Annotated in this window: 16 protein-coding genes and 1 tRNA gene; 8 read left to right on the forward strand and 9 right to left on the reverse strand. The window is 65.6% G+C overall.

Translation table 11 applies throughout. The features are described 5' to 3' along the window. The 6 genes from trpC to GXP39_14285 form a co-directional block, all read left to right on the forward strand. A partial coding sequence (gene trpC / locus GXP39_14260; protein ID NOZ29196.1) for an indole-3-glycerol phosphate synthase TrpC occupies positions 1–663 on the forward strand: 663 nt, incomplete at its 5' end. A gap of 144 nt (positions 664–807) precedes the next feature. Next, on the forward strand, positions 808–1,533 hold the full coding sequence (locus GXP39_14265; GenBank protein ID NOZ29197.1) for a DUF554 domain-containing protein: 726 nt from the start codon (positions 808–810) through the stop codon (positions 1,531–1,533). 37 nt (positions 1,534–1,570) lie between these two features. Then, the gene (locus GXP39_14270) at positions 1,571–2,230 is read left to right on the forward strand and encodes a phosphoribosylanthranilate isomerase (protein ID NOZ29198.1); all 660 of its coding nucleotides are present in this window, start codon (positions 1,571–1,573) and stop codon (positions 2,228–2,230) included. Next, a complete protein-coding gene (locus GXP39_14275; GenBank protein ID NOZ29199.1) occupies positions 2,227–2,817 on the forward strand; it encodes an NUDIX hydrolase in 591 nt (196 codons plus the stop codon). Before GXP39_14270 ends, GXP39_14275 begins: the two co-directional genes overlap by 4 nt. 554 nt (positions 2,818–3,371) lie before the next feature. Further along, positions 3,372–4,520, forward strand: coding sequence for a tryptophan synthase subunit beta (gene trpB, locus GXP39_14280; GenBank protein NOZ29200.1), 1,149 nt, complete (start codon positions 3,372–3,374; stop codon positions 4,518–4,520). A 287-nt stretch (positions 4,521–4,807) separates the two neighbouring features. Further along, positions 4,808–5,632, forward strand: coding sequence for a tryptophan synthase subunit alpha (locus GXP39_14285; protein NOZ29201.1), 825 nt, complete (start codon positions 4,808–4,810; stop codon positions 5,630–5,632). A gap of 67 nt (positions 5,633–5,699) precedes the next feature. Here GXP39_14285 and GXP39_14290 read toward each other — a convergent pair whose 3' ends face one another. The 4 genes from GXP39_14290 to GXP39_14305 form a co-directional block, all read right to left on the reverse strand. Beyond that, entirely contained in the window at positions 5,700–8,573 is a 2,874-nt protein-coding gene (locus GXP39_14290; protein NOZ29202.1) for a family 78 glycoside hydrolase catalytic domain, read from the reverse strand. Between the two features lie 44 nt (positions 8,574–8,617). After that, on the reverse strand, positions 8,618–9,121 hold the full coding sequence (lspA, locus tag GXP39_14295; protein NOZ29203.1) for a signal peptidase II: 504 nt from the start codon (positions 9,119–9,121) through the stop codon (positions 8,618–8,620). A gap of 29 nt (positions 9,122–9,150) precedes the next feature. Further along, the gene (locus GXP39_14300) at positions 9,151–9,576 is read right to left on the reverse strand and encodes a nucleoside triphosphate pyrophosphohydrolase family protein (GenBank protein NOZ29204.1); all 426 of its coding nucleotides are present in this window, start codon (positions 9,574–9,576) and stop codon (positions 9,151–9,153) included. Positions 9,577–9,736: 160 nt separating this feature from the next. After that, positions 9,737–12,679, reverse strand: coding sequence for an ABC transporter permease (locus GXP39_14305; protein NOZ29205.1), 2,943 nt, complete (start codon positions 12,677–12,679; stop codon positions 9,737–9,739). Positions 12,680–13,055: 376 nt separating this feature from the next. Between GXP39_14305 and GXP39_14310 the strand changes: the two genes are divergently transcribed. Together GXP39_14310 and GXP39_14315 are read left to right on the forward strand one after the other, a co-directional pair. Then, positions 13,056–13,128: transfer RNA gene (locus tag GXP39_14310), tRNA-His, on the forward strand. A 64-nt stretch (positions 13,129–13,192) separates the two neighbouring features. Further along, positions 13,193–13,693, forward strand: coding sequence for an HNH endonuclease (locus GXP39_14315; GenBank protein NOZ29206.1), 501 nt, complete (start codon positions 13,193–13,195; stop codon positions 13,691–13,693). A gap of 140 nt (positions 13,694–13,833) precedes the next feature. On the opposite strand, the gene GXP39_14320 is transcribed toward GXP39_14315, so the two are convergent. The 5 genes from GXP39_14320 to GXP39_14340 all read right to left on the reverse strand — a co-directional run. Continuing rightward, on the reverse strand, positions 13,834–14,799 hold the full coding sequence (locus tag GXP39_14320) for a hypothetical protein (protein ID NOZ29207.1): 966 nt from the start codon (positions 14,797–14,799) through the stop codon (positions 13,834–13,836). Between the two features lie 48 nt (positions 14,800–14,847). Further along, positions 14,848–15,930 (reverse strand): hypothetical protein, encoded by a 1,083-nt coding sequence (locus GXP39_14325; GenBank protein NOZ29208.1) that lies wholly within the window; start codon positions 15,928–15,930, stop codon positions 14,848–14,850. A 538-nt stretch (positions 15,931–16,468) separates the two neighbouring features. Continuing rightward, positions 16,469–17,395, reverse strand: coding sequence for an RluA family pseudouridine synthase (locus GXP39_14330; protein ID NOZ29209.1), 927 nt, complete (start codon positions 17,393–17,395; stop codon positions 16,469–16,471). Positions 17,396–17,431: 36 nt separating this feature from the next. Continuing rightward, positions 17,432–19,738 carry a spermine synthase gene (locus GXP39_14335; protein NOZ29210.1) on the reverse strand — a complete coding sequence of 769 codons (2,307 nt, stop codon included), beginning with the start codon at positions 19,736–19,738 and terminating at the stop codon, positions 17,432–17,434. Between the two features lie 137 nt (positions 19,739–19,875). Then, a partial coding sequence (locus GXP39_14340; GenBank protein ID NOZ29211.1) for an extracellular solute-binding protein occupies positions 19,876–21,251 on the reverse strand: 1,376 nt, incomplete at its 5' end.

The raw sequence follows: 21,251 nt of genomic DNA on the forward strand, positions 1-21,251 counted from the left end.
CTCATCGCGGAGATCAAGCGAGCCTCTCCCACACGCGGCCTCCTCTGCCGGGACTTTGACCCGGAGGCGCTGGCGGAGACATACGCTCGAAACGGCGCCGCCGCCATCTCCTGCCTGACCGATGCCCGCTTCTTCCAGGGGCACATCTCCCATCTGGTGCTGGCGAGGGAGCGGCTGGAGGCTATCGGTCGGCCACTGCCCTTCCTGCGCAAGGACTTCATTTTCGACCCCTATCAAGTCGTGGAGGCCCGGGCGGCCGGGGCCGCCGCGGTGTTGCTCATCGTCGCCGTGTTGAGCGATCACGAGCTGCGGCGGCTCATCGCGGAGACGCAGCGCCTCCACATGACGCCCCTGGTGGAGGTGCACGACGAGGCGGATGTGGACCGTGCCCTGGCGGCCGGGGCCAGGGTGCTGGGTATCAACAATCGGGACCTGCGCACCTTCCGCGTTGACCTGGAGACGACGGCCCGATTGCGGCCGCGCATCCCGGAGGAGTGCATCGTCGTGTCGGAGAGCGGCATCCGCACCCCGGACGACATCCGCCGGGTGTATGAGATGGGAGCCGACGCCGTGTTGGTAGGGGAGACGCTGGTCAAAGCTGATCCCGCGGAGCGCCCCCGGTTGGTCCGGGCACTGGCGCGAGCTGGGGAGCGGGGAGCGTGAGGCGGGGAGCGTTCACGTTTCACTCCTTACGCTTCACCCCTTACCTTTTCTCCATCCCGCACCACGCGATACGCAACACGCAATACGCATCACGCAACACGCAATACGCATCACGCATCACGCAACACTCCAGAGGTGTGACCCTTGACCGGAACACTGATCAACATCACGACCGTGCTGCTAGGGGGGCTCCTGGGCTCCTTCCTGGGCAATCGCCTGCCGGATAAGATGCGGGGGACCGTGATGAGCGGCCTGGGGCTGGTGACCGCTGTGGTGGGCATGCAGATGGCGTTGGGGACCCACAACATCCTGCTGGTCATGGGCAGCGTGCTGGTGGGCGGCGTTTTGGGGGAGTGGTGGCGCATTGAGGATGGGCTGGAGGCGGCCGGGCGATGGCTGGAGGAGCGTGTGGGCGACGCCATGGGCTCCACAGACGAGCGTTCCATCACTCGGGCGTTCGTGACCGCCAGCCTGGTATTCTGCGTGGGACCGCTGACCATCCTGGGATCCATTCAGGATGGCCTGACGGGCGACTACAGCCTACTGGCCATCAAGGCGATGCTGGACGGCTTCGCGGCCCTGGCCTTCTCGGCGACGCTGGGGCCGGGGGTGATCCTTTCGATCATCACGATCCTGATCTATCAGGGCGGGCTCAGCCTGATCGCCATGGGGATGGGGAACATGCTGGGGGAGGTCACCCGGCAGACCCCCTGGGTGGTCGAGATGACGGCCGCGGGCGGCGTGCTGATCCTGGGGATCTCGCTGATCCTGCTGGACCTGCGACGCATTCGCGTGGCCAACATGCTGCCCGCCATCGTCATCGCGCCGCTGGCGCAGATCCTGCTGGAGGCGCTGGGGATCGCACTGTGATCTCGATAGGAAGCTGGGACCTGGCCTGGAGGCGCCCGTGAAGGTGAAGATCTGCGGGATCACGAACATCGAGGACGCCCGGGTGGCGGTCGCCGCCGGGGCTGACTTTCTGGGATTCATCTGCTACTCGCGCTCGCCTCGGTATGTGACCCCCGAGGAAGCGGGGCGGATCGTAGCCGCCCTGCGGGCGGAGGAGGCCCCCGTGCTCACGGTGGGCGTGTTCGTCAACGCCACGCAGGATGAGATCGAGCGGGTGATGCGGATCGCCGGGTTCGACCTGGCCCAGCTGCACGGGGAGGAGCCGCCGGCCCTGGTACGGGCGATGGAGGGGCGGGCTTTTAAGGCGCTGCGGCCGCACGCTGTGGAATGTGCGGAGGCCGACGCGGCGCGCTATCTTCCGGCGGCGCCGGAGGATGATCGCCTGCCGCAGCTGCTGGTGGACGCGTATCACCCGGGCGCCTATGGTGGAACCGGCCAGGTAGGAGACTGGAGGATCGCCCAGGCATTGGTGTCGCGGTGCCCCCGCCTGCTCCTGGCCGGGGGGCTTACGCCGGATAACGTGGCAGCCGCCATCGAGCAGACGCGGCCGTGGGGGGTGGACGTCAGCAGCGGCGTGGAGGCGCGCCCGCGATACAAGGATCACGGGCGGGTGTGGGCGTTCGTCATGGCCGCTCGCGCCGCGGGAGGCGAGCTATGAGCCGGACGGATGCGCGTCAGGAGAAGCCGAACGGCCGGCGCGTCGGCTGGCATCTCCTGAGCACGCGATACCTGTATGAGAGCCAGTGGCACAATCTGCGACAGGATCAGGTGCGGCTGCCCAACGGCCGGGAGATCACGTTCACCTATCAGGAGCACCCCGGCTTCGTCACCGTGGTACCCGTCACCCCTGAAGGGGAGATCGTGTTGATCCGTAGCTATCGGTACACGGTTGACGCGTGGTGCTGGGAGGTGCCCGCGGGCGGCCTGGGGAATCGCCCAGGGCAGAGCCTGGAGGATGTGGCCCGGGAGGAGCTGGCCGAGGAGGCGGGCGCGTCGTGCCAGGCGTTGCTGTATCTGGGCTGGCTGTACGCGGCGGTCGGGACCTCGGATGCGGTCCAGCACATCTTTTTGGCCACGGGGGTACGACTGGACGGCGCCCCACATTGCGAGGAGACCGAGGTGATCGAGGTCCATCGGGTCCCCGTTGAGGAAGCGCTGCGTATGGCCCGGTCCGGTGAGATCAAGGATACGCAAAGCCTGGTCGCCCTGCTCCTGAGCGAGCCCCATCTCCTTGCTCATGGCTAGCGCTTTCCGGATATCGCTTATATTGGAAGGGGGGAAGGTAGGGGCGACGCATCTTCAGCAGACACTCCCTGTATGTCGATTGATTCGTCCGACGAGAGCAGTGCGGAATCTGCCTCATCCCTCATAAAATGCGTCGCCTTATTCGCATCAACTGAACAGCATGAGCGAGGCCCCCGCCAGTCGCTTTTTCCTTCCACGGGCGGTCGCACCTGAAAGGAGAGGTGCGGAGGGGAAGCCCCTCCGCAGGAAAACCCTTTTTCTCGCCTTTTCCCTGCCTGGTTGGGGCATTGGCCGGTGGCCTCTGGCCCCACGGGGCAGGTGAGGGGCTGAAAGTAGAGTTCTTCGGAGGGGCGGCAGCTCCTCCGAGCCACCCCAGAGATGCGGGGCCACTACGGATGCGCTTGCTGGTGATCGACGGCTGATACAGGAGATTGGCATTGACTGAGAAACGTTTGAGAACGCAAGAGGGACAGCTCACGATCCACCCATGGCGACAGCCTGATGCGCAGGGCTGGTTCGGCCCCTATGGCGGCAAGTTCGTGCCGGAGACGTTGATGCCCGCGTTGGACGAGCTGGAAGAGGCGTACCGGGAGTCTGCGGAGAGCCGCGCCTTCCAGGAGGAGTTGGATCACCTCTTCCGGACGTACGTGGGGCGTCCGACGCCCATCACCTTCGCCCGTCGACTGAGCGCCCACCTGGGCGGCGCGCAGATCTATCTGAAGCGAGAGGACCTGGCGCACTCTGGCGCGCATAAGATCAACAACGCGCTGGGACAGGCGTTGCTGGCCCGGCGCATGGGAAAGCGTCGTATCGTGGCCGAGACGGGGGCGGGGCAACATGGCGTGGCGACGGCCACCGCCTGCGCGCTGCTGGGGATCGAGTGCGTGGTCTATATGGGCACGGTCGACATGGAGCGGCAGCGGCCCAACGTGTTTCGGATGCGGTTGCTGGGCGCCACGGTCCGGCCGGTGGACGCGGGTAGCCGAACGTTGAAGGACGCCATCAACGAGGCCATCCGGGATTGGGTGACCAACGTGTGCACGACCCACTACCTGCTGGGCTCGGTTCTGGGCCCGCATCCGTACCCGATGATGGTGCGGGATTTCCAGAGCGTCATCGGTCGGGAGGCGCGTCGCCAGATGCTGGAGCAGGTTGGGCGTTTACCCGACGTGTTGATCGCCTGCGTGGGGGGCGGATCGAACGCCATCGGCCTCTTCTATCCCTTCATCGAGGATGAGGACGTGCGGTTGATCGGCGTGGAGGCGGGCGGGCTGGGGATCGCGACGGGACAGCACGCGGCCCGGTTCGCCGACCCCGCGATGGGCCGGCTGGGCGTGTTGCATGGCACCAAGTCGTACGTGCTGCAGACGGAGGATGGGCAGATCGCGTTGACGCATTCCATCTCGGCGGGATTGGACTACGCCAGCGTGGGGCCGGAGCATGCCCTGCTGCGAGAGATCGGCCGGGCCGAGTACACGTACGTGACCGACGAGGAGGCGCTGCAGGGGTTCCAGATGCTCTGCGAGCTGGAGGGGATCATCCCCGCGCTGGAGTCGGCCCACGCCGTGGCCCATGCCATCCGGCTCGCCCCTCAGCTATCGCGAGACCAGATCATCCTCGTGAACCTCTCCGGCCGCGGCGATAAGGACCTGGGCACGGTGATGAAGGCGTTGGGAGAGGGAGACGGGGACGTCGTGGTATGACCTTGGTTCCCCTTCCCTTGGCGCAGCGATTGCCTAGGGGTGGGCACGGTGACACCGTGCCTACCAGGAACTTGACCTGCTGGGTCTCGGCCCAGATCCCTGCGGAAAGGGCCGAGAAAGGCAGGTGCAGGCTGGAAAGGGAAGGATTCCGTGGAGGGGGAGCCCCTCCACACCTCCCCCTGTGAAGCCTGTAGCTGAGGGAGGTCCTCAGAGACCCTGCCGGTGAATTTTCAGATACGCTCGATGGATGAGGCTGAGCCTTTGCAGATCGTGAGGAGGTTGGGCGATTGAGCGATAACGGAGTTGGACGCATTACGGCCGTTTTCAAGGCCGCGCGGGCGGAGGGCCGGGCGGCCTTCATGCCCTATTACACCGTGGGATATCCCGACCTGGAGACCAGCGTGGAGGTGCTGGCGGCGTTGGTGGAGGCCGGCGCGGATCTGATCGAGGTAGGCGTGCCGTTCTCCGATCCGCTGGCGGATGGCCCTACCATCCAGGCGGCCGCGCAGACGGCCCTGGAGCACGGGACCTCCGTGGCCGATGTGTTGCAGGTCGTCTATCGGCTGCGCCAGCGCGGGGTCTCGATCCCGCTGGTGTTGATGGGATACTACAACCCGTTCCTGGCTTACGGCATCGAGGCGCTGTGTCGGGACGCAGCGGCCTTTGGCGCGGACGGCTTCATCGTCCCCGATCTGCCGCCGGACGAGCGCGATGGTCAGGAGATGATCGCACGCTGCCGCGCCCACGGGCTGGCGTTCATCCCCCTGTTGGCGCCCACGTCGACCGAGGATCGCATCCGGATCGTGACGCAGGCGGCCACCGGCTTCGTCTACCTGGTGAGCGTGACAGGGATCACCGGGGCGCGGGACCAACTCCCCCCTGATCTGGCGGCTTTCGTGGCGCGCGTGCGGGCGGCCACGGATCTGCCGCTGGCCGTAGGGTTCGGGATCTCCAAGCCGGAGCAGGCGGCCCAGGTGGCTCGTATCGCCGATGGGGTGGTGGTCGGATCGGCGCTGGTCAAGTTAGGGTTGAGCGAGAAGCCGGTGGAGCGAATCCGGGCGCTGGCGGCCTCCCTGGCCCAGGGGGTCAGACGGGCGCCCGTGGGTGAATAGCGAAGGCGTCAGCCCATCGCTTCGACGGGCCGACGCCTTTGTCGTATGCGGGCGTTCGCGTGGGGTGTTACCACCGGGCGTGAATCGTCACCTGGCTGCCGTCGGGTGCCTCCACCTCCCATCCTGTGGGCTTCCAGGTGGCTGGCCCCGCGCCGGCGACATCCACCGTCGCCTCGGCCGGCACGAGATCGGGCAGGCGTATCCGGGCTTCCACCCCCTGGGGGAGCCCGGCGGTCAGGTCGAATCGCCCCTCGCCCTGTTCCCAATGAGCCGAGATCTCGCCGTGCGGCGTGGGGAAGCGGCCGCGCGCCCAGGTCAGTCCCGCGGGGATCGGCGCGATGAGCACCCGGCCGAAGCCAGGACTCAGCGGGCGCACGCCGAGCTGGTAGGTGCTCAGGAAGTAGGTAGGCGCGGCCGACCAGGCGTGGCAATGGCTGCGGGTCCACCAGCGTGGATCGAAGCCCGGGAAGGTCTCCCAGCAGGTGGTGGCGCCTTTGTCCAGCATCTCCCCCCAGCGCCGTCGCGTGATCTCCAGGATCCCCTCGAAGTCACCCCGTTTCGCCAGCGCCTCGAAGGTGAAGAACATCATGAAGGGGCTGCCGATGCGCACCCATCCCTCCGGCGCGTCCCTGAGATACCGCTCGATCAGGGGACGACGCTCGGGCGTGGCGACATCGCATAGGTAGATCACCGTGTTGGTCTGCTGGGAGATCACCGGACTGCGGGTGCCGTCAGCGCGAATGCAATCGATGTAAGCCTGATGTTCCTCCGACCATAGATGGGCGTTGATGGCGGCCTTGAGCGCTTCGGCCCTCTCCTGATACCGCTGAGCGTCTTCGGCCCTCCCCAGGAGATCGGCCAAGCGCGCCGTGCGGCGCAGCGCCTCCACCAGCCAGGCGTTCTGGTGGGTCACAACGCCCTCCCATGGCGTATCCATGGGCGCCCAGTCCAGCATGTTCCACGCCTTGATCTCCAACAGGCCGTCCGCGTTGAGCATGCGCAGGACGTTCTCCGCCTGCTGGCGTACGGCCGGGTAGATCTGGCGCACGAAGTCCAGGTCCCCGGAATACTGGTAGAATTCCTCACAGGCCAACACCCAGAGCAGGGACCAGGCGGTCAGAATGTTCTGCCATCCGCTGGGCACCTGTGACTCCACCAACGGCGAGCGGGCCAGGGACTCGGCGGCCAGAAGCCAGCATCGCCGGGCGAGGGCGAGATCGCCGTAGCCTGCATACGTGATCAGCGCCCCGTTGCGGGCGTCACCTACCCAGAAGGTCTGCTCGTAGGCGGGGCAATCGACGAAGGTGTCCTCGGCACACAGCCGGATGGTGTAACGGCTCATCTCCCACACCTGGTTGAGCCGCGGATCGGAGCAGCGGAACGCGCCCCGCTCGGCGAGGGGGTACGTGTTCAGAAGGCAGGAGAGGCGGCGGATGCGTACCGGGCCGCTTGGGTTGCGCACCGTCAGCAACGCGTAGCGGAAGCCGCGTCGGGCGATGGCCGTGTAGCGCTGCCATCCCTCTCGCGCTACGTAACGGAGGGCGTTGTTCAGCCCCTCCGTGTAGTGAATGCGGCCGTCCTCGATGGCCTCAAACAGGTTGAAGTCCAGCACGGCCCCGGCGGGCGCCTCGATCTCAAAATCCAGGAACCCCACGAGCTCCCGCCCGAAGTCGATCAGCAGCTCCGTGTCCGCCCCCTCCGACGCGGGGAAGATCGTCGTCACGTTGTCGCTGAGGGCGCACAGGAGCTCCATATTCTCGATGCGGGGGCTCGCCGAGGGAATCTCGCTCTGAAACATGGTGATGGCGGCGATGGGCCGATGGGTGTAATAGGGCTTCGGGATCGGTTGGAGCCACCGCAGATGGGGGCGCATCGCCTCCGGCGTCTCGCAATCCCACACAGCCGTTCGGGCGGCCGTATCCTCCCCGAAGGGGCCGGCTGTGGCCCACGGCAGCTCGGCGGGGAGGCCGGGCAACGATCGGAACGAGAGCGAGGCCGGGTCCTCACCATCCACCACGACCGTGCACTGCTTCGGGTGGTGGGTGCCGGTGACGTCGATCAGCAGCAGGTGATCGCCCGCATCGAGCGGGAGCGTCACATCCCCTCGCCTCACGTCGATATCCCGCCCGTCCAGGCGGACGGGAAAGTTCAGCCCCCAGTGCTGGTAGATCGTCACCTGCTGCGGGCGATCGGCGTGGATCACAGTCGCCAGCAGGCCGTCCGTCTGATGACGGTTTGAATCCTTGATTCCCGGCATGAGCGTGACGCGATAGTCCACCGCGGCCGCCAGGGCGGGCGGGCGCACGGCTCGCGTCCGCAGGACGTGGACGGGGATCACCGGATCCTCGGTCAGGAACGGGATGTCTCGGGGGGCGAGGCCGCTCCATGGGCCCGTCTCGGCCGGGCCGATCTCCACCGCGTCGAGCCATCCGCTGTCGTCGTAGTCGATCGCGGTCCAGTCCTGAGGCTCGGCCGCGGCGTCGAACTGCTCCTCGAAGTCCTGTTGTACGGAGAGGCGCGGGGCGTCCACGGCGTAGCCGCGATGCTCGCAGACCCGCCAGCGGTGGTCCGTGATCACCACTTCCGCGTGCCCATCCGCATAGCTCAGGTCCAACTGGGCCAGGAGGCCGCCGCGCCCGAGGATATACTGGAACGTGGACTCGCCGAAGTGGCGCACCAGCACGGCCAACACGTTGCGTCCGGGCCGCAGCCGGGCGGTGAGATCATACACGTCGTAGCGTTGGTGGAACGGGAACGACCTCACGGGACCGCGGCCGATCCACTCGCCGTTCAGGTAGAGCACGTACCGGCTGTCCGCGGTGATGGAGAGCGTCGCCCGGGTGAGGTCGGGTGCCGCCTGGAAGCTACGGCGTGCGCACAGATGGAAGTTCCGGGGCGCATCCTCCCCGGCGATCCATATCCAGCGAGCTTGCCAATCCATGGGGGTCTCCTCCTGTGAGTGATGGATGGGCGGAGTAGCACGCGCTATCGCGGCGTGTCGTCTGGCTCTCCGGATCTGAGATGACGCAGAAACAGTATTCCGACCCCGAGCATGATGACCACGTCCGCGAGATTGAAGACGCCCGTTCGCATGCGTCCGATTCCCACGTTCAAGAAGTCCGTCACGGCGCCGTCATGAATCATTCGATCGTAGAGGTTGCTGGCTCCTCCGCCGATGACCAGGGCGAGCAGGAGGGCATCGGTGTAAGGTAATTTCCTGTAGAAGAGGGCGACGATGAGGAGCCCTGACAACAGGATGGCGACGCTCACGGTCAGGAGCCAATAGCGGATATCGTGGGGCAGTGTCGAGCCCAGGCTCAGGAAGGCCCCCGTATTCCTGGCGAACTGGAGCCGAAGCGTATCGTTCAGGAGGCTGATGGGCGGCCTTTGGGATAGATATTGGTGAGCGATCGCCTTCGTCGCCTGATCGAGGCCGACGCTCAGGAGCAGGACGGTTCCGACCCCGACCACTCGTCTGGTGGATGGCATTCGCTTTCACACACCTTTCCGCTGCCTGCCTACTGCGTGCGCTCGCGCGCCTCTTCGGACGGATCTCCGTATCTCGCCAGGATGGACGCCAGGTCGGGGGGAAAGTAGGCGGAAGATTTCAGTACTTTGCCATCCTCCCGGAAGATCGCTCGCCCGTTCTCGTCCAGCTTGCTCATGTTGCTCCGGTGCACCTCGTCAAACAGCTCGACGGCCGCCTCCTGCAGGCCGTGGGTGATGAAAGTCCCCAGGACCACGTAGAGCAGGTCGGTGAGCGCGTCGGCGATTTCGACGAGGTCTCCCTTCCGGCTGGCCTCTCGATATTCGGCGAGTTCCTCCTCGATCAGGGTAGCCCGCATCTCGATGAGCTCGCGAGGAAGGCGAGCGGTGGGGCGGCGCTCGATGTGTGCGCCGAAGACCTCGTGGAATTCTTGCACCTGGGCTAGCTGTCTCTTCATGTGGTTGTGCCTCTCCGGTGGACTGATCGTGGAGCCGGCCGCCGGGCCGCTCCGCCGTGACGGCTCATGTCCCGAAAGCGTTCGGATCCGTATAAGGTGTGGCGTGCTACGCCCCTGCCGTCGGCGTACGTTCCGTGGATGAGCCGACAGGGAAGGCCTCCTACGCGTGGTGCCCCATGGTGATGGCGTCGAACAGGCGGCGGTAAAGGGCGGCCACCAGGACGCCGAGCTCCAGCAGGACCATAAACCCCGCGAACGCGACGGCGAGGTAGGTGATGCGGTCCTGAGCGATGATCGGGATCAAGGGGGGGAGGGGGACTCCCTTCTCTCCCGTGATCCGGAAGAAGGGGGAGAATAGCTGGGAGGACACGGCGCCGATCATGGCGCCGGCTGCCGCTCCGTAGACCGTCAGGATCCCGTACTCAAGGATGATCTGCCCGACCACCTGGCGTCTCGTCAGGCCCACGGCTCGCAGCACGGCAAAGCGATAGAGCCGCGCCTGGAGGGAGGCGTAACTGTACACCAGGAGCCCCAGGGCCGCCATGGCCGCCGCGGCCAGGAACCCGATGGACAGGGTGCCGAACACCCCGACGCGCTCCATCTTCGCCTGCTCCTTGGCGATGGTCGTCGGCGCGTCCTGCCGCCGGATGGCATCCACCCCCACCTCCGGGATGGCTGCCCATACCTGCTCGCTGGTTGTGCCCTCCTGGAGGCGCATCCAGATCCTGTGGGGCAGAGTGATGCTGAAGTACGAGATGAGGTAATCCAGATGCCCCACCACGGTGACGCGGTCCTCGTACGCGGTAGGGAAGTAGCGATATGTCCCCGCGATGGTGAATGAGGAATCCACCCAGAGTCCGTCCTCCACCGTCACGCGCATCCGGATCTGGTCGCCGATCTGGAGATGGTGGAGATCCAGGAACGCCTGCGGGACCAGGATCCCATCCGGCAGGAGGGCCAGCCGGTTCATCAGCGCCCCCAGGGACTCGTCCGCGAAGTCGCTCCGGAACCAGGCTACCGATGGGAAATCCAGGCGATCAATGGCCAGGAAACGGGCGCGAACGCGCTTTCCATCGGCCAGATCGATCGTCGTGGGGTAATCGCCTACCCGGGTGGCGGCGGCCACGCCGGGAAGATCGGCGAAGTCCCCGGGCGTGGGAATCCAATCGGCGTCGCCCGTATCCTCCGCCCCCTCGACGTATGGCTCAAAGGTGAGGTCCGTTCCCACCTGGTAATAGATCCGATCGACGAGCCATTGATCCAGACTGGCCGCCAGGGATAGGGTGTACGTCCCCAGGGCCAGGGAGACGATCACCAGGATGAGAGGGCTCACATAGTTTTGGCTTTGACGCCCAAGCTGGCGCAGGGCCAGGTGGGGCGTGATCCAGGGGGTTCTGCTGGCCAGCCAGTCGATCAGGTTCATGAGGATGGGGAAGATGCGCATGGTCAGCAGCGCGGCCGTCAGGACGAAGAGCGCCGGCACCAGGACGAGCAGCGGATCCCGGTAGATGTCCTCCGGCCGGTCGTGGATCAGCATGGCCAGGGTTCCCTTGTCCGCCAGCTGACGATACGCGTAGGCGGTCGGGATCACCAACAGCAGATCCAGATAGTATCGGTGCCAGAACGGGGGGCGGATCGGACGGGCGTATTCCCGTTCCTGCTCCACGACGCTCTGTTTGGCGACCCGGGCTGCCGGCCACAGCCGGGCGATCAGGATCACCCCCAGCGCGGCCAGCATCAGCGGGATGTTCAGGCCGTACAAGGAGACGGGCAGGGGCGGCCGGTCCCCCGTGAAGGAGAGGAAGCTGACGGTGTGTCCCATGGCCCGGGCAAGCAACATGCCGAACCCGATGCCGAGGGGGTATCCGATCACCAACAGGAGCATCTCCTCGACCAGGGTGAGGGCCAGAACGCCCGAGACCCCCATCCCCCGACTGACCATGATCGCCGTCTCCCGGCGCTGCCAGTGGGCGATGATGACGGCGGTCAGCACCAGGAAGTAGAGCAGGAAGCCCAGGGCCGGGATGTTGAAGCCGAGAAGCAGGGTGGTGAGCGTCGTCTGCCGCCGCACGAACTCCTTGAGAGGATCGAGGGGGGAGACATCCAGCCGGGCGTCGGGCAGATACTTGTTGATGATGGCCAGGCCGCGCTCGAAGCCCGAGGCGTACTCCCGGGCGTGCGCGGGGTTGAGCTTGCGATCGTCCAGGATGATGTGCCAGGAGACGAACCTCGTCTTGGCGGGGACCAGCGGCTGCACGCGGGCGATGTAGTCCTCCCGCCGCACGATCAGCGACTCTCGTAGCGTCTTATCCGGGTTGCTGAACCAGTAAGGGCTCTCGGGATCCTTGGCCTGCCATAGCCCCTGCACGCGAACGGGGATGGGGGTCTGCCCCAGGGTCGTTGAGACGTTGAACTCCTCCCCCACATGCACGCCCATCTTCTCGGCCAACTGGGCGTGCATCCACACCTCCAGGATATCGCCGGAGGTGCCCTCTTGCATGGGCTCGCCGGCGACGATGCTCATGTGCTCCTGGATGCCCTCCACGTAGGTCAGGTTGACGGTGGTGATGAACGATCGTTCCGGGCGGTATCGGGTGTCATCCGATCGTGATTGCAGCATCATGCTGCCGCTTTCGACCTGAAGCGCCAGGTGTTCCAGCGGCAATCCGACTTCGGAGGAGAGCGTGCCTGCCACATGGCGCCCCATCTTCTCGGCGGCTTCCAGGGTGAGCGGGCGTCGCGGCGATGGGAAGTAGTAGACGCGGGTGGAGAAGGGCGGCCGGCCGGTCACCCGGCTCAGGTCCGCCAGCTCCTGGCGCAGGATCACCATGTCGACCGCTTGGGAGAAGAAGGAGGCGCTGGTGATCAACCCCACGGCCAGGACGATTCCCAGCAGGGCCAGCAGGGTCAGCCCGGGGTGATGCCAGAGGCGTTTCAGGGCGATGCCGGCCAGCCCCGCCAGCGTGGATAGAGGGCGTGTCAGCGAGCGGGAGAGCGGCTCTCCGGGCTCCGTCGGGCGGCGTGGTCGGGCGAGCGCGGGCCCGATGATCGGTCTGGTCGTGGATGGATGGCCGGCGCCTGAGATCGTCGACGATGCCCTCATATGGGATTCCATACAGCGCGGTTCCTCCATGTGCCTGGGCGGTGTGCCTCCCGACCGGCGATGTCGAGAGGCGATACCCCGGCAACAGCGGACACCCATGCTCGCTGAGCAATATCGTCTGCATGGGGCGCTTTGTGTCGCACACGAATCTAGCATAGGGGGGCGCTTCGGTCAAATACAGGCCATGGCCGGTCGTGTATCTTTCCGATGGAAATGCGGCGGGGTGCTTTGAGGGGCTACGTCCCCGGGGATGACTATCCCGGGCCCATTTCATTTGACAACGGGAGGATTCTGATTATACTACGGGTGCGTGGAATCTAGAACATTGCCCTTGACCGAGCGATGAGCTCGCAAGCACATTGTGATCGAACGCATGGTGACCATAGCTCAAGAGGCAGAGCATCTGGTTGTGGCCCAGAAGGCTGTGGGTTCAAGTCCCACTGGTCACCCCTGACGTCGCCCGGCTCTACCCCATAGGGTCGGGCGTTTCCGCATTCGCTAGGGGCGCGTCTCATGCATAGCGTATTGGTCCTCAACGCAACGTACGAACCCCTCAGTGTCGTCTCCCTCAAACGGGCTGTGATCCTCCTTCTGAAGGAAAAGGCTGAGATCGTAGAGGCCGCTGAGGCGGTGTTGCGCTCTGAGCGCATGTCCTTGCCGATGCCTCTGGTCATCCGGCTGGTCTACTACGTGCGCCTGCCGCGTCAGTTGAGCGTACCTCTTACCCGTCGCACCGTCATGGCCCGGGATCACTATACGTGCCAGTACTGCGGCGCTCAGCCGGGACGGTCGGAGCTGACGTTGGATCACGTGGTGCCGCGCTCGCAGGGTGGGGGGACGTCCTGGGAGAACGTCGTCACGGCCTGCCGGACCTGTAACCAGCGCAAGGGGAACCGGACGCCGGCTCAGGCCGGGATGCGGCTGCGCAGCAAGCCCAGGCGGCCGCGCTACGTCGCGCTGGCGCTGATCGGCGAGCCGAGACATTACGAGATATGGGGGAAATATTTGCAGTAGGCTATCGACGCCGGGTGTGGCCCTTTGGGGCTTGCATGCGCGTCCCCGGCGGCCATGCCTGAGGGATACGAGGCCGTGCCTCCGTTCGCTTCCATAGGTGCTTAAGGGGCGACCCGATTGCAGGGTCGCCCCTTTCTCGTTCATTGCCGGTATAGCAGGGGAAGGTAGTAGTAGGAGGCAGGGGCGCCGCTCCGTTGATCTCCGAACTGAACGGTGAACTCCTGGCCCGGGTTCAGCGGAACGGCCCATAGATCCGGCCCGGTGGAGATGTAACCGGCCGGGTTGATCTCCTCCAGGTAGTAGAAGGAGGGATACAGCCCTGTCCAGCAGTAGGGCTCGTGGGCGCCGTCGGTGGTATATCGCCCCAGGGTGCTCCAGGCGGCATCGTAGAGGATGATCTGGGCATCGGCCAGCAGCGGCTCTTCCGACTCTCGCACGCGGTTGCCGTTCTGATCAAGGAAGACCAGAGCACACAGGGTGGCCGGAACGGGCGTGGCGGTCGGCGTCGCCGTCGGCGTGCTGGTCGGCGTGGGCGTGATCGTCGGCGTTGGGGTTTCCGTGGGGGTGGGCGTCACCGTGGGCGTCGGCGTGATGGTGGGCGTCGGTGTGTTGGTGGGCGGCGGCTCGATGACGATGGTGCCGTTGATGAGGTTCCGGAGGATCCCGCCCGAGGTCCCCTGGATGTCCGTCTCGTTGGTGTCGAAGGTCAGGCTCGTCCCTGAGGTGACCTGTTTGGCGCGAAATTCCAGTCGCACGAAGGTGAAGGTAGGGGTTGCCGATGAGCTGAGGCTGGACTTGCTGTATTGGATATAGCCGGTGGTGTTGTCAAACCGACTGGGCAGTGGGTCCAGCCCGTTGTTGATCTCGATGAAGCGTCGCATCTCCAGGTAAGTGGGGTTGAAGTGCAAGACGGCATCCGCGCCGATCACCTCGCCGCTTCCTTCGATGCGGATGTCCACGGTGAAGATATCACCGACGGTGACGGTTTTGACGCTGGGGCGGACGGCGAAGTCGGCCGTGCCCGCCTGGCCCACCGCGCTAGAGGCCGGCCGGATCAAAGCGAGTGACCACAGGAACACCAACAGGACGAGAAGCTTCCGTCTCACAATCCCTCTCCTTCTCTGATATGGGCTCGTTGGCTGGGGTGTAGGGACCTATCGCATCAGCAGCGGGAGATACAGGACCTTGAAGCTGGTGCCGATTTGCACCGTGCCGTCGTGCGTGTTCCCCACCACGGAGCGTCCGGCCTCATCGGTGGCGTCGACCTCGGCCAGGTGCAGCACCGTCCCAGGGGTGGGGGACAGCGCCTTGAGCGTGAGCGTCACCAGATTCAGACGACCGCTCACAGGCTGGCCGAAGGTGGCCGCGCTGAAGCTCAGCCGGCCCTCCTCCAGGCTGTTTTGCAGGATAAGGTCGAAGGCCGATCCTGGGGTCGAACGTATCCCCTGGAGCCGCGTGGCGTCGAAGGTCAGGCGCACGTCCACACCCACGATGGGCTGGCCGTCAGCGTCGGCGACCAGGGTGATCGTGACCGTGTCGCCGACATCGACCTGTTGCCGGGCCGGGACGACGGCGAAATCCACGCCCGCGTTGGGGGCCTCCATCATGCGTCCGGAGGCCGGTGTGGTGCTGACCTCGATGTCGCCCGTAGCGAAGTAGTTGCTGCGCAGGAGGGCGAAATCGCGAATGCGGATCTTATTGTCCTCATCGAAATCGGCGCGCGGGTCGAAGCCGGGGTCGCCCTCATCCGTGAAGTAGGCGTTGCGCAAGATGGCGAAGTCGCTGATGCGAACCCGGTTGTCATCGTTGGCGTCCCCCTCCAGCAGCGTGCCCATATCCAGCGTCATGTTGGGGTAGACCACGACATTTCGTTTCACGTTGCGCAGGGTATGGAAGTTCTTGACGCGCACGTCGTAGGCGTCGCTGATGACGAGGGTGGGGGTGACGACGAAATGGCCGTTGAGGTCCGTGGTGGCGAGATAGGTGCCGATGGGCGTGGACTCCCCAGGCGGGTAGAAGGCGACCACCAGGGGGACGACCCAGGGCTCGCTCGGCGGGGGGCTGTTGGGGCGCTGGAGGGTCACCCGCCCCTGGATGGGGACGGGGACGGGGGTGGTGCCCTGAGCCTGCGCGGCGCCCAGGAGGATCAAAGCCAGCACGCCCGCCAGGATGGCGGAGAAAGCGAATCGCGCCAGGTGGTGCGGATATTGATTTCGGTGATCATCTGATCCTGACATGGAAACACGCTCCCGTCAACGAGGGATATGCTTGCAGGGGCCCCTCGGGGAATCCCTCGGGAAGCGGATCCGCGGCTGCACGTTCCCGGGAAGGGTCCCCCGTTCTCTCATCCGGAAAACCCGTCGGCAGCAACAGTAGCATGATTTTTTGGGATTGTCAATAGCCTGAGCGGGGGTGATGAATCGGATCTGCGGAAACGATCTGTTCCTGGTTTTCCCATCCGTGTAGTGCGTCGGCGGGACACGAGGCGAGGCCTCTCCCGAAGGAGAGGCCCCTGTGCGCCGTAGCATTATCGGAGGATCCGAGGCGATGCTACGGCGCTGGGGTTACAACTACTGTGATCCATAGCATCACCTCCTCCGTTTAGGATGGCGATGACAGGGCGGACAAGCCGCCGGTATATGAAGTTGTTGACTGATCGTTATGTCCCCACGAGCGTGGGTAAGGAAACCGCCGTTCGCAAGTTGGGTGGATTATCTCACACTTATTCACTTCCGTCAAATGGGGAAAAATGGCCAGGGCGGCGGACCGCCGGGCCTATCCCTCTCGCAGGCGTCGAAGCACCTCCTCCAGGTCTGGAGGGAGTGGAGCGGTGAACTCCACCCACTCGTCCGTATCCGGCAGACGAAATCCGATCCGATGGGCGTGTAGGAACTGTCGAGGGCAGTGCAGCCGCTTCCGTCTGCGCCCGTACACGGGATCGCCCACCAGCGGGTGCCCGATGTACGCCATATGCACCCGGATCTGGTGGGTGCGGCCTGTGCGCGGCCGCACCTCGATCAGCGTGTATCCGGGGAACCGCTCGCGCACGGTGAAATCGGTCACGGCGGCGCGCCCCTTGTGCGCGGGGACGACGGCCATCCGCTGGCGGCGGCGCGGGTCCCTGCCGATGGCCGCCTCCACGCGCCCATGCGCCACGGGGATCTCCCCCTCCACCAACGCCAGGTAAGCTTTCTCCACCTGTCGGGCTTTGAATTGATCCTGCAGCGCCCGGTGGGCCTTGTCGTTCTTCGCCACCAGGATCACGCCCGACGTGTCCTTATCCAGCCGATGGACAATGCCAGGACGTTGCTCGCCGCCGACGGAGAGGTCGGGCACGTGGGCCAGCACCGCGTTGACCAGCGTGCCGCTGCGATGCACGCGGCCGGGGGCGGGATGCACGACCATGCCCGCCGGTTTGTTGATCACCAGCAGGTTCTCGTCCTCGTACAGGATATCCAGCGGGATAGGCTCGGGTTGGATCTCCGTGGGCTGGGGAGGCGGAACGTGCACCACGACCTCGTCCCCCGGCTCGAGCCTGTAGCTGGCCTTGAGGCAGGCCCCGTTCACCGTGACCCGCTCCTCCTTGATCCAGCGTTGGATCTCCGCCCGGGAGCGATCCGGCAGCGCCTCCGCCAGCCATCGATCCAGGCGTTGGCCTCCTTGTGTGACAGTGAAGGTCAGAGTCTGCTCTTGAGCGCTCATGGCCCGGATTGTATCACAAGAGGGGATCGGAGGCTATCAGCGCGTCCGGGATACCGCCGCCTGCAATGTGCTCATGATCTTCATCGTCTCCGCGTTGGAGGGGAGGAAGAAGGCGTTATCGTCCGTGACCAGGGGGCCCTCTCCGACGTATTCGGCCAGTTCGTCCTCGTCCATGGCGAGATACCCCCGGATCACGTCCGGAGGACCGAGGTCTTCCAGTACGGTCGGATCGTCAGCCGCGCGGGCCAGTACCTCCGCCAGCCTCTCCTCCGTCAGCCGCTCCGGCGTCGCTACCAGGAAGGTGTGGCTGCCCCCGGTGTACCACAGGGTCGTGTGCGGGAACACGCTGCGGCAGGTGCGGATGATCGCCTTGTAGTCCGCCTCGGACAGGCTGTGGAAGGGCAGCCATTGCATGAACACGCCATCAGGGGCCAGACGCTGCTTCACCGTCTGGTAGAACTCGCGCGTGAACAGGGCCCAGCTGCTGGCGTTGGACGGGTGTGTGGCGTCCGTGGAGATGATGTCGTATCGCTCGTCCGTTTGCAGGAGATAGTTCCGCGCGTCCTCCACCCGCAGATGTAGCCGCGGGCTCCTCAGGACGTTGTAGTTCTCCTCCCAATAGATGGCGGCGGCCTCGATCATCTCCGGGGAGAGGTCGATGGCCTCGATCACCGGGATGCGATGCGTGTCCAGGGACCCGGTGGCGATCCCGTTCCCGAAGCTGAGCACCAGCGCGTTGCGGGCGTCCGGCCGCAGCAGCGGCGGCAGGTGGCCCAACAGCCGAAAGGCGCGCATGCTGACCTCGTCGGTGGGCACCTCAATGCGGCCGTTCACAAAGGAGACCTTGAAGTTCTTCTCGGGCACATCGAACACGGCCACCGTGGTCTCCACGCCCTCCTTGTAGAAGACCAGATACTCCGAGGGCCCCTCGCGGAATCCCAAATAGAGCCCGGGGGGCATGATGAGCGCGGCCAGGATGGCCAGCCCCAGCGCGGGGATGGGCGCCCAGCGCAGCGCCGGCCGCTCACGGCTCGCCAGCCAGATGGCCCCGGCCCCGACCAGCAGGTTCACGGCCGAGAGGGCCAGCGCGCTGTCACGCAGCCCCAACAGCGGGATCAGCACGAAGCCGGTGATCAGGGACCCGGCGATCGCCCCCACGGTGTTCAGGGCGTTGATCAGCCCCACGCGCAGCCCGACCCTCTCCGCCCGCTCCCGGGTGTAAATGCTGCCCACGACGGGGAACACGGCGCCGATGAGGACCGTGGGAGGGAACAGCGTGATGAACGCCAGGAGCATCTCGTAGAGGATCTCCTTGGGGATGCTGTACCCGCCGAACACGCCCTCCAGGGTCAGCGCGGGGAGCTTGGCGAAGATGAACAGGGCGGCGATGGCCAGCAGGCCGATGCCGATCTGCAGCCAGCCGAACGTCGTCAAGGTCGCCGGGCGTCGCCTGACCCAGCGGGCTCCCAGCGCGCCGCCGACCGCCAGCCCGCCCAGGAAGACGGTCAGCATCAGCGAGAAGGAGTAGATGGCGTGCAGGGTGTGGATGGAGAGGATCCGGGCCCATACCACCTCGTAGCCCAGGGCGACCAGCCCTGACAGCCCGTATCCGATCACCACATAGCGCATCGCCCGCTCGGAAAGGGGGCGGCTCTGGGGCTCGGACGGACGTCGCCGCCTGGAGCGGGAGCGGCGAGGCGCTGGCGTCTCCTGGGGGACGGGCGTGGGAGACCACGTCCGATCCAGCCACAGCGCGCCGATGGCCACTAACAGGTTGATCGTGACGCCCAGGAGGACGGTCCCCAGCACCCCCAGAAATCGGATGAAGGAGATGCCGGTCAACAGGCAGCCCAGCATGGCCCCCACGGTGTTGGCTGCATACAGCCAGCCGACGTCGCCACCGATCCGGCCCGGACGGGTGGCATAGATGCGGCTCATCGCGGGCAACGTGGCGCCGATCAGGATCGTCGGCGGGGCGAGCACCACGATGGAGAGCGACAGGCGAAGCAACGTGAGCAACGGCAGGCTGGGGTGCGTCGCCCGGGTGATGGCAGCATACAGCCCGTTCAGCTCGGTGAGCACGAACGGGGAGATCCCGGCCAGCAGCGCGATGCCGATCTCCAGTATGGCATAGGCCCGGAGCGGGCGGGAGATCTCATCGATGCGCCTTCCCAACAGGTAGCTGCCCAGCGCCATCCCGCCCATGTAAGCGGCCAGGATCGTGCTGTAGGCGTACACGCTGACGCCAAAGGTCAGGGAGGCCTGACGTACCCAGACGATCTCGTAGATCAGGCCACTGACCCCGGAGAGGAAGAACAGGATAAGCAGGTACACGCGTCGCATAGATGACGGCCAACCCATCGATCGTGTGAGTCCGGATAGCGAAGGCGGGCAGAGCCGCGTGGCAGCAGGTCGGCCACGCTTGCCCTGCCCGCCCGTGAGTTCACGCGGCGGATGAGCTCGCGCTCACCGCCTGAGGCTTACTTGAACTCCCAACCTTCTTCTTCGGCGATGCGCTGCAGCGCCTCGGTCAGGTCCTTCTCAAGCTGCGGCAGCACATCCTCGGCTCGCCCGTTCGGGTCGTTGAAGAAGGCACCCAGCGCGTTGCCCCAGATCTGGTTCAGCTCGTCCCAGCGCACCAGCAGGTGATTGCTGGACTCCAGACCGTGGCGGAAGGCGCCCTGGTACACTTCCTTGACCTTCTCGGGCTCCATGCACTCGAACTGCTGGAACCACTCTTCCTGCAGCTTCTTCTGGGTGGGCGGGGTGTTGGTCGCCTTCATGTAGGAGCGGGCGTTGTCCTCACGCACCAGGAACTTGACGAACGTCCAGGCGTCCTCCAGCTCCTGCCCCTCCAGGCCGCGGGTGATGACCCAGGGATCGGTGTAGATGACGGCGCGCACATCCGCATCCGGGGTACCCCAGGGCAGAGGCGCCACGCCCCAGCAGAAGCCGCCTTCCACGTCCGGCTTGATGCGGGAGAAGATCCACCAGCCCCAGCCGCCGGTCTCGTACATGGCCACCCGGCCGCTCTCGAAGGCGCCACCGAGCTGGCTCAGCGCCTCGCTGGCCGCGGCGTCCGGCTGCACCTTGTGGACGTAGATCAGGTCATGGTGCTTCTGGTAGGCGTCGATGATCACCGGATCCGTCAGGTTGATGGACTGAGCGAAGCCGGTCTCGTAGGTGCCCTCCGGCCAGGGGAACTTGCCGAAGATCATGGCCGGGCCCTCGATGTTCTGGCGGTTCTGAATCCAGCCGTACTGGGCTGTGGTGGGATCATCGTAGTTCTTGGTCAGCTTCTTGGCCAGGTCCAGCATCCGGTCCCATGTCCAGGTCTTGTCCTCCCAGTCCGTGGGCGGATAGGGGATGCCGGCCTCGTCGAAGATGTCCATGTTGTAGAACACGTAGCTGCCGGTGGTCAGGAACGGCAGGCCCCACTGCTTGCCCTCGACGTTGTAGATGGCCAGCACCTCGGGGATGAACACGCTCAGGTCGAGGTTGTCACGCTCGATGAGCGGGGTCAGGTTCATGATCAGGCCGCGATAGCGGTCGCTGGCGAAGCCGTCACCGCCCCAGTTGGTGGACCAGACGTGCAGCGGCTCACCGGCGGCGATCATCGCCTCTCGCTTCACGGCGATGTCCGGCTGGTCGATGATGAGCAGGTTGATCTTGATATCCGGATATTCCTTCTCAAAGGCCGGGATGACCACGTCCTGCTCCCACGGGTTCTCCACCACGTTGGTGCGGACCATCCATACGATCTCGCGCTTCTCCGCAGGCTTTTCCTCCGCAGGCTTTTCGGCGGCCGGCTTCTCCTCCGCCGCCGGCGCGGGCGCGCCGCCTCCGGCACAGGCGG

Source organism: Chloroflexota bacterium (genome assembly GCA_013152435.1).
Lineage (GTDB): Bacteria > Chloroflexota > Anaerolineae > DUEN01 > DUEN01 > DUEN01.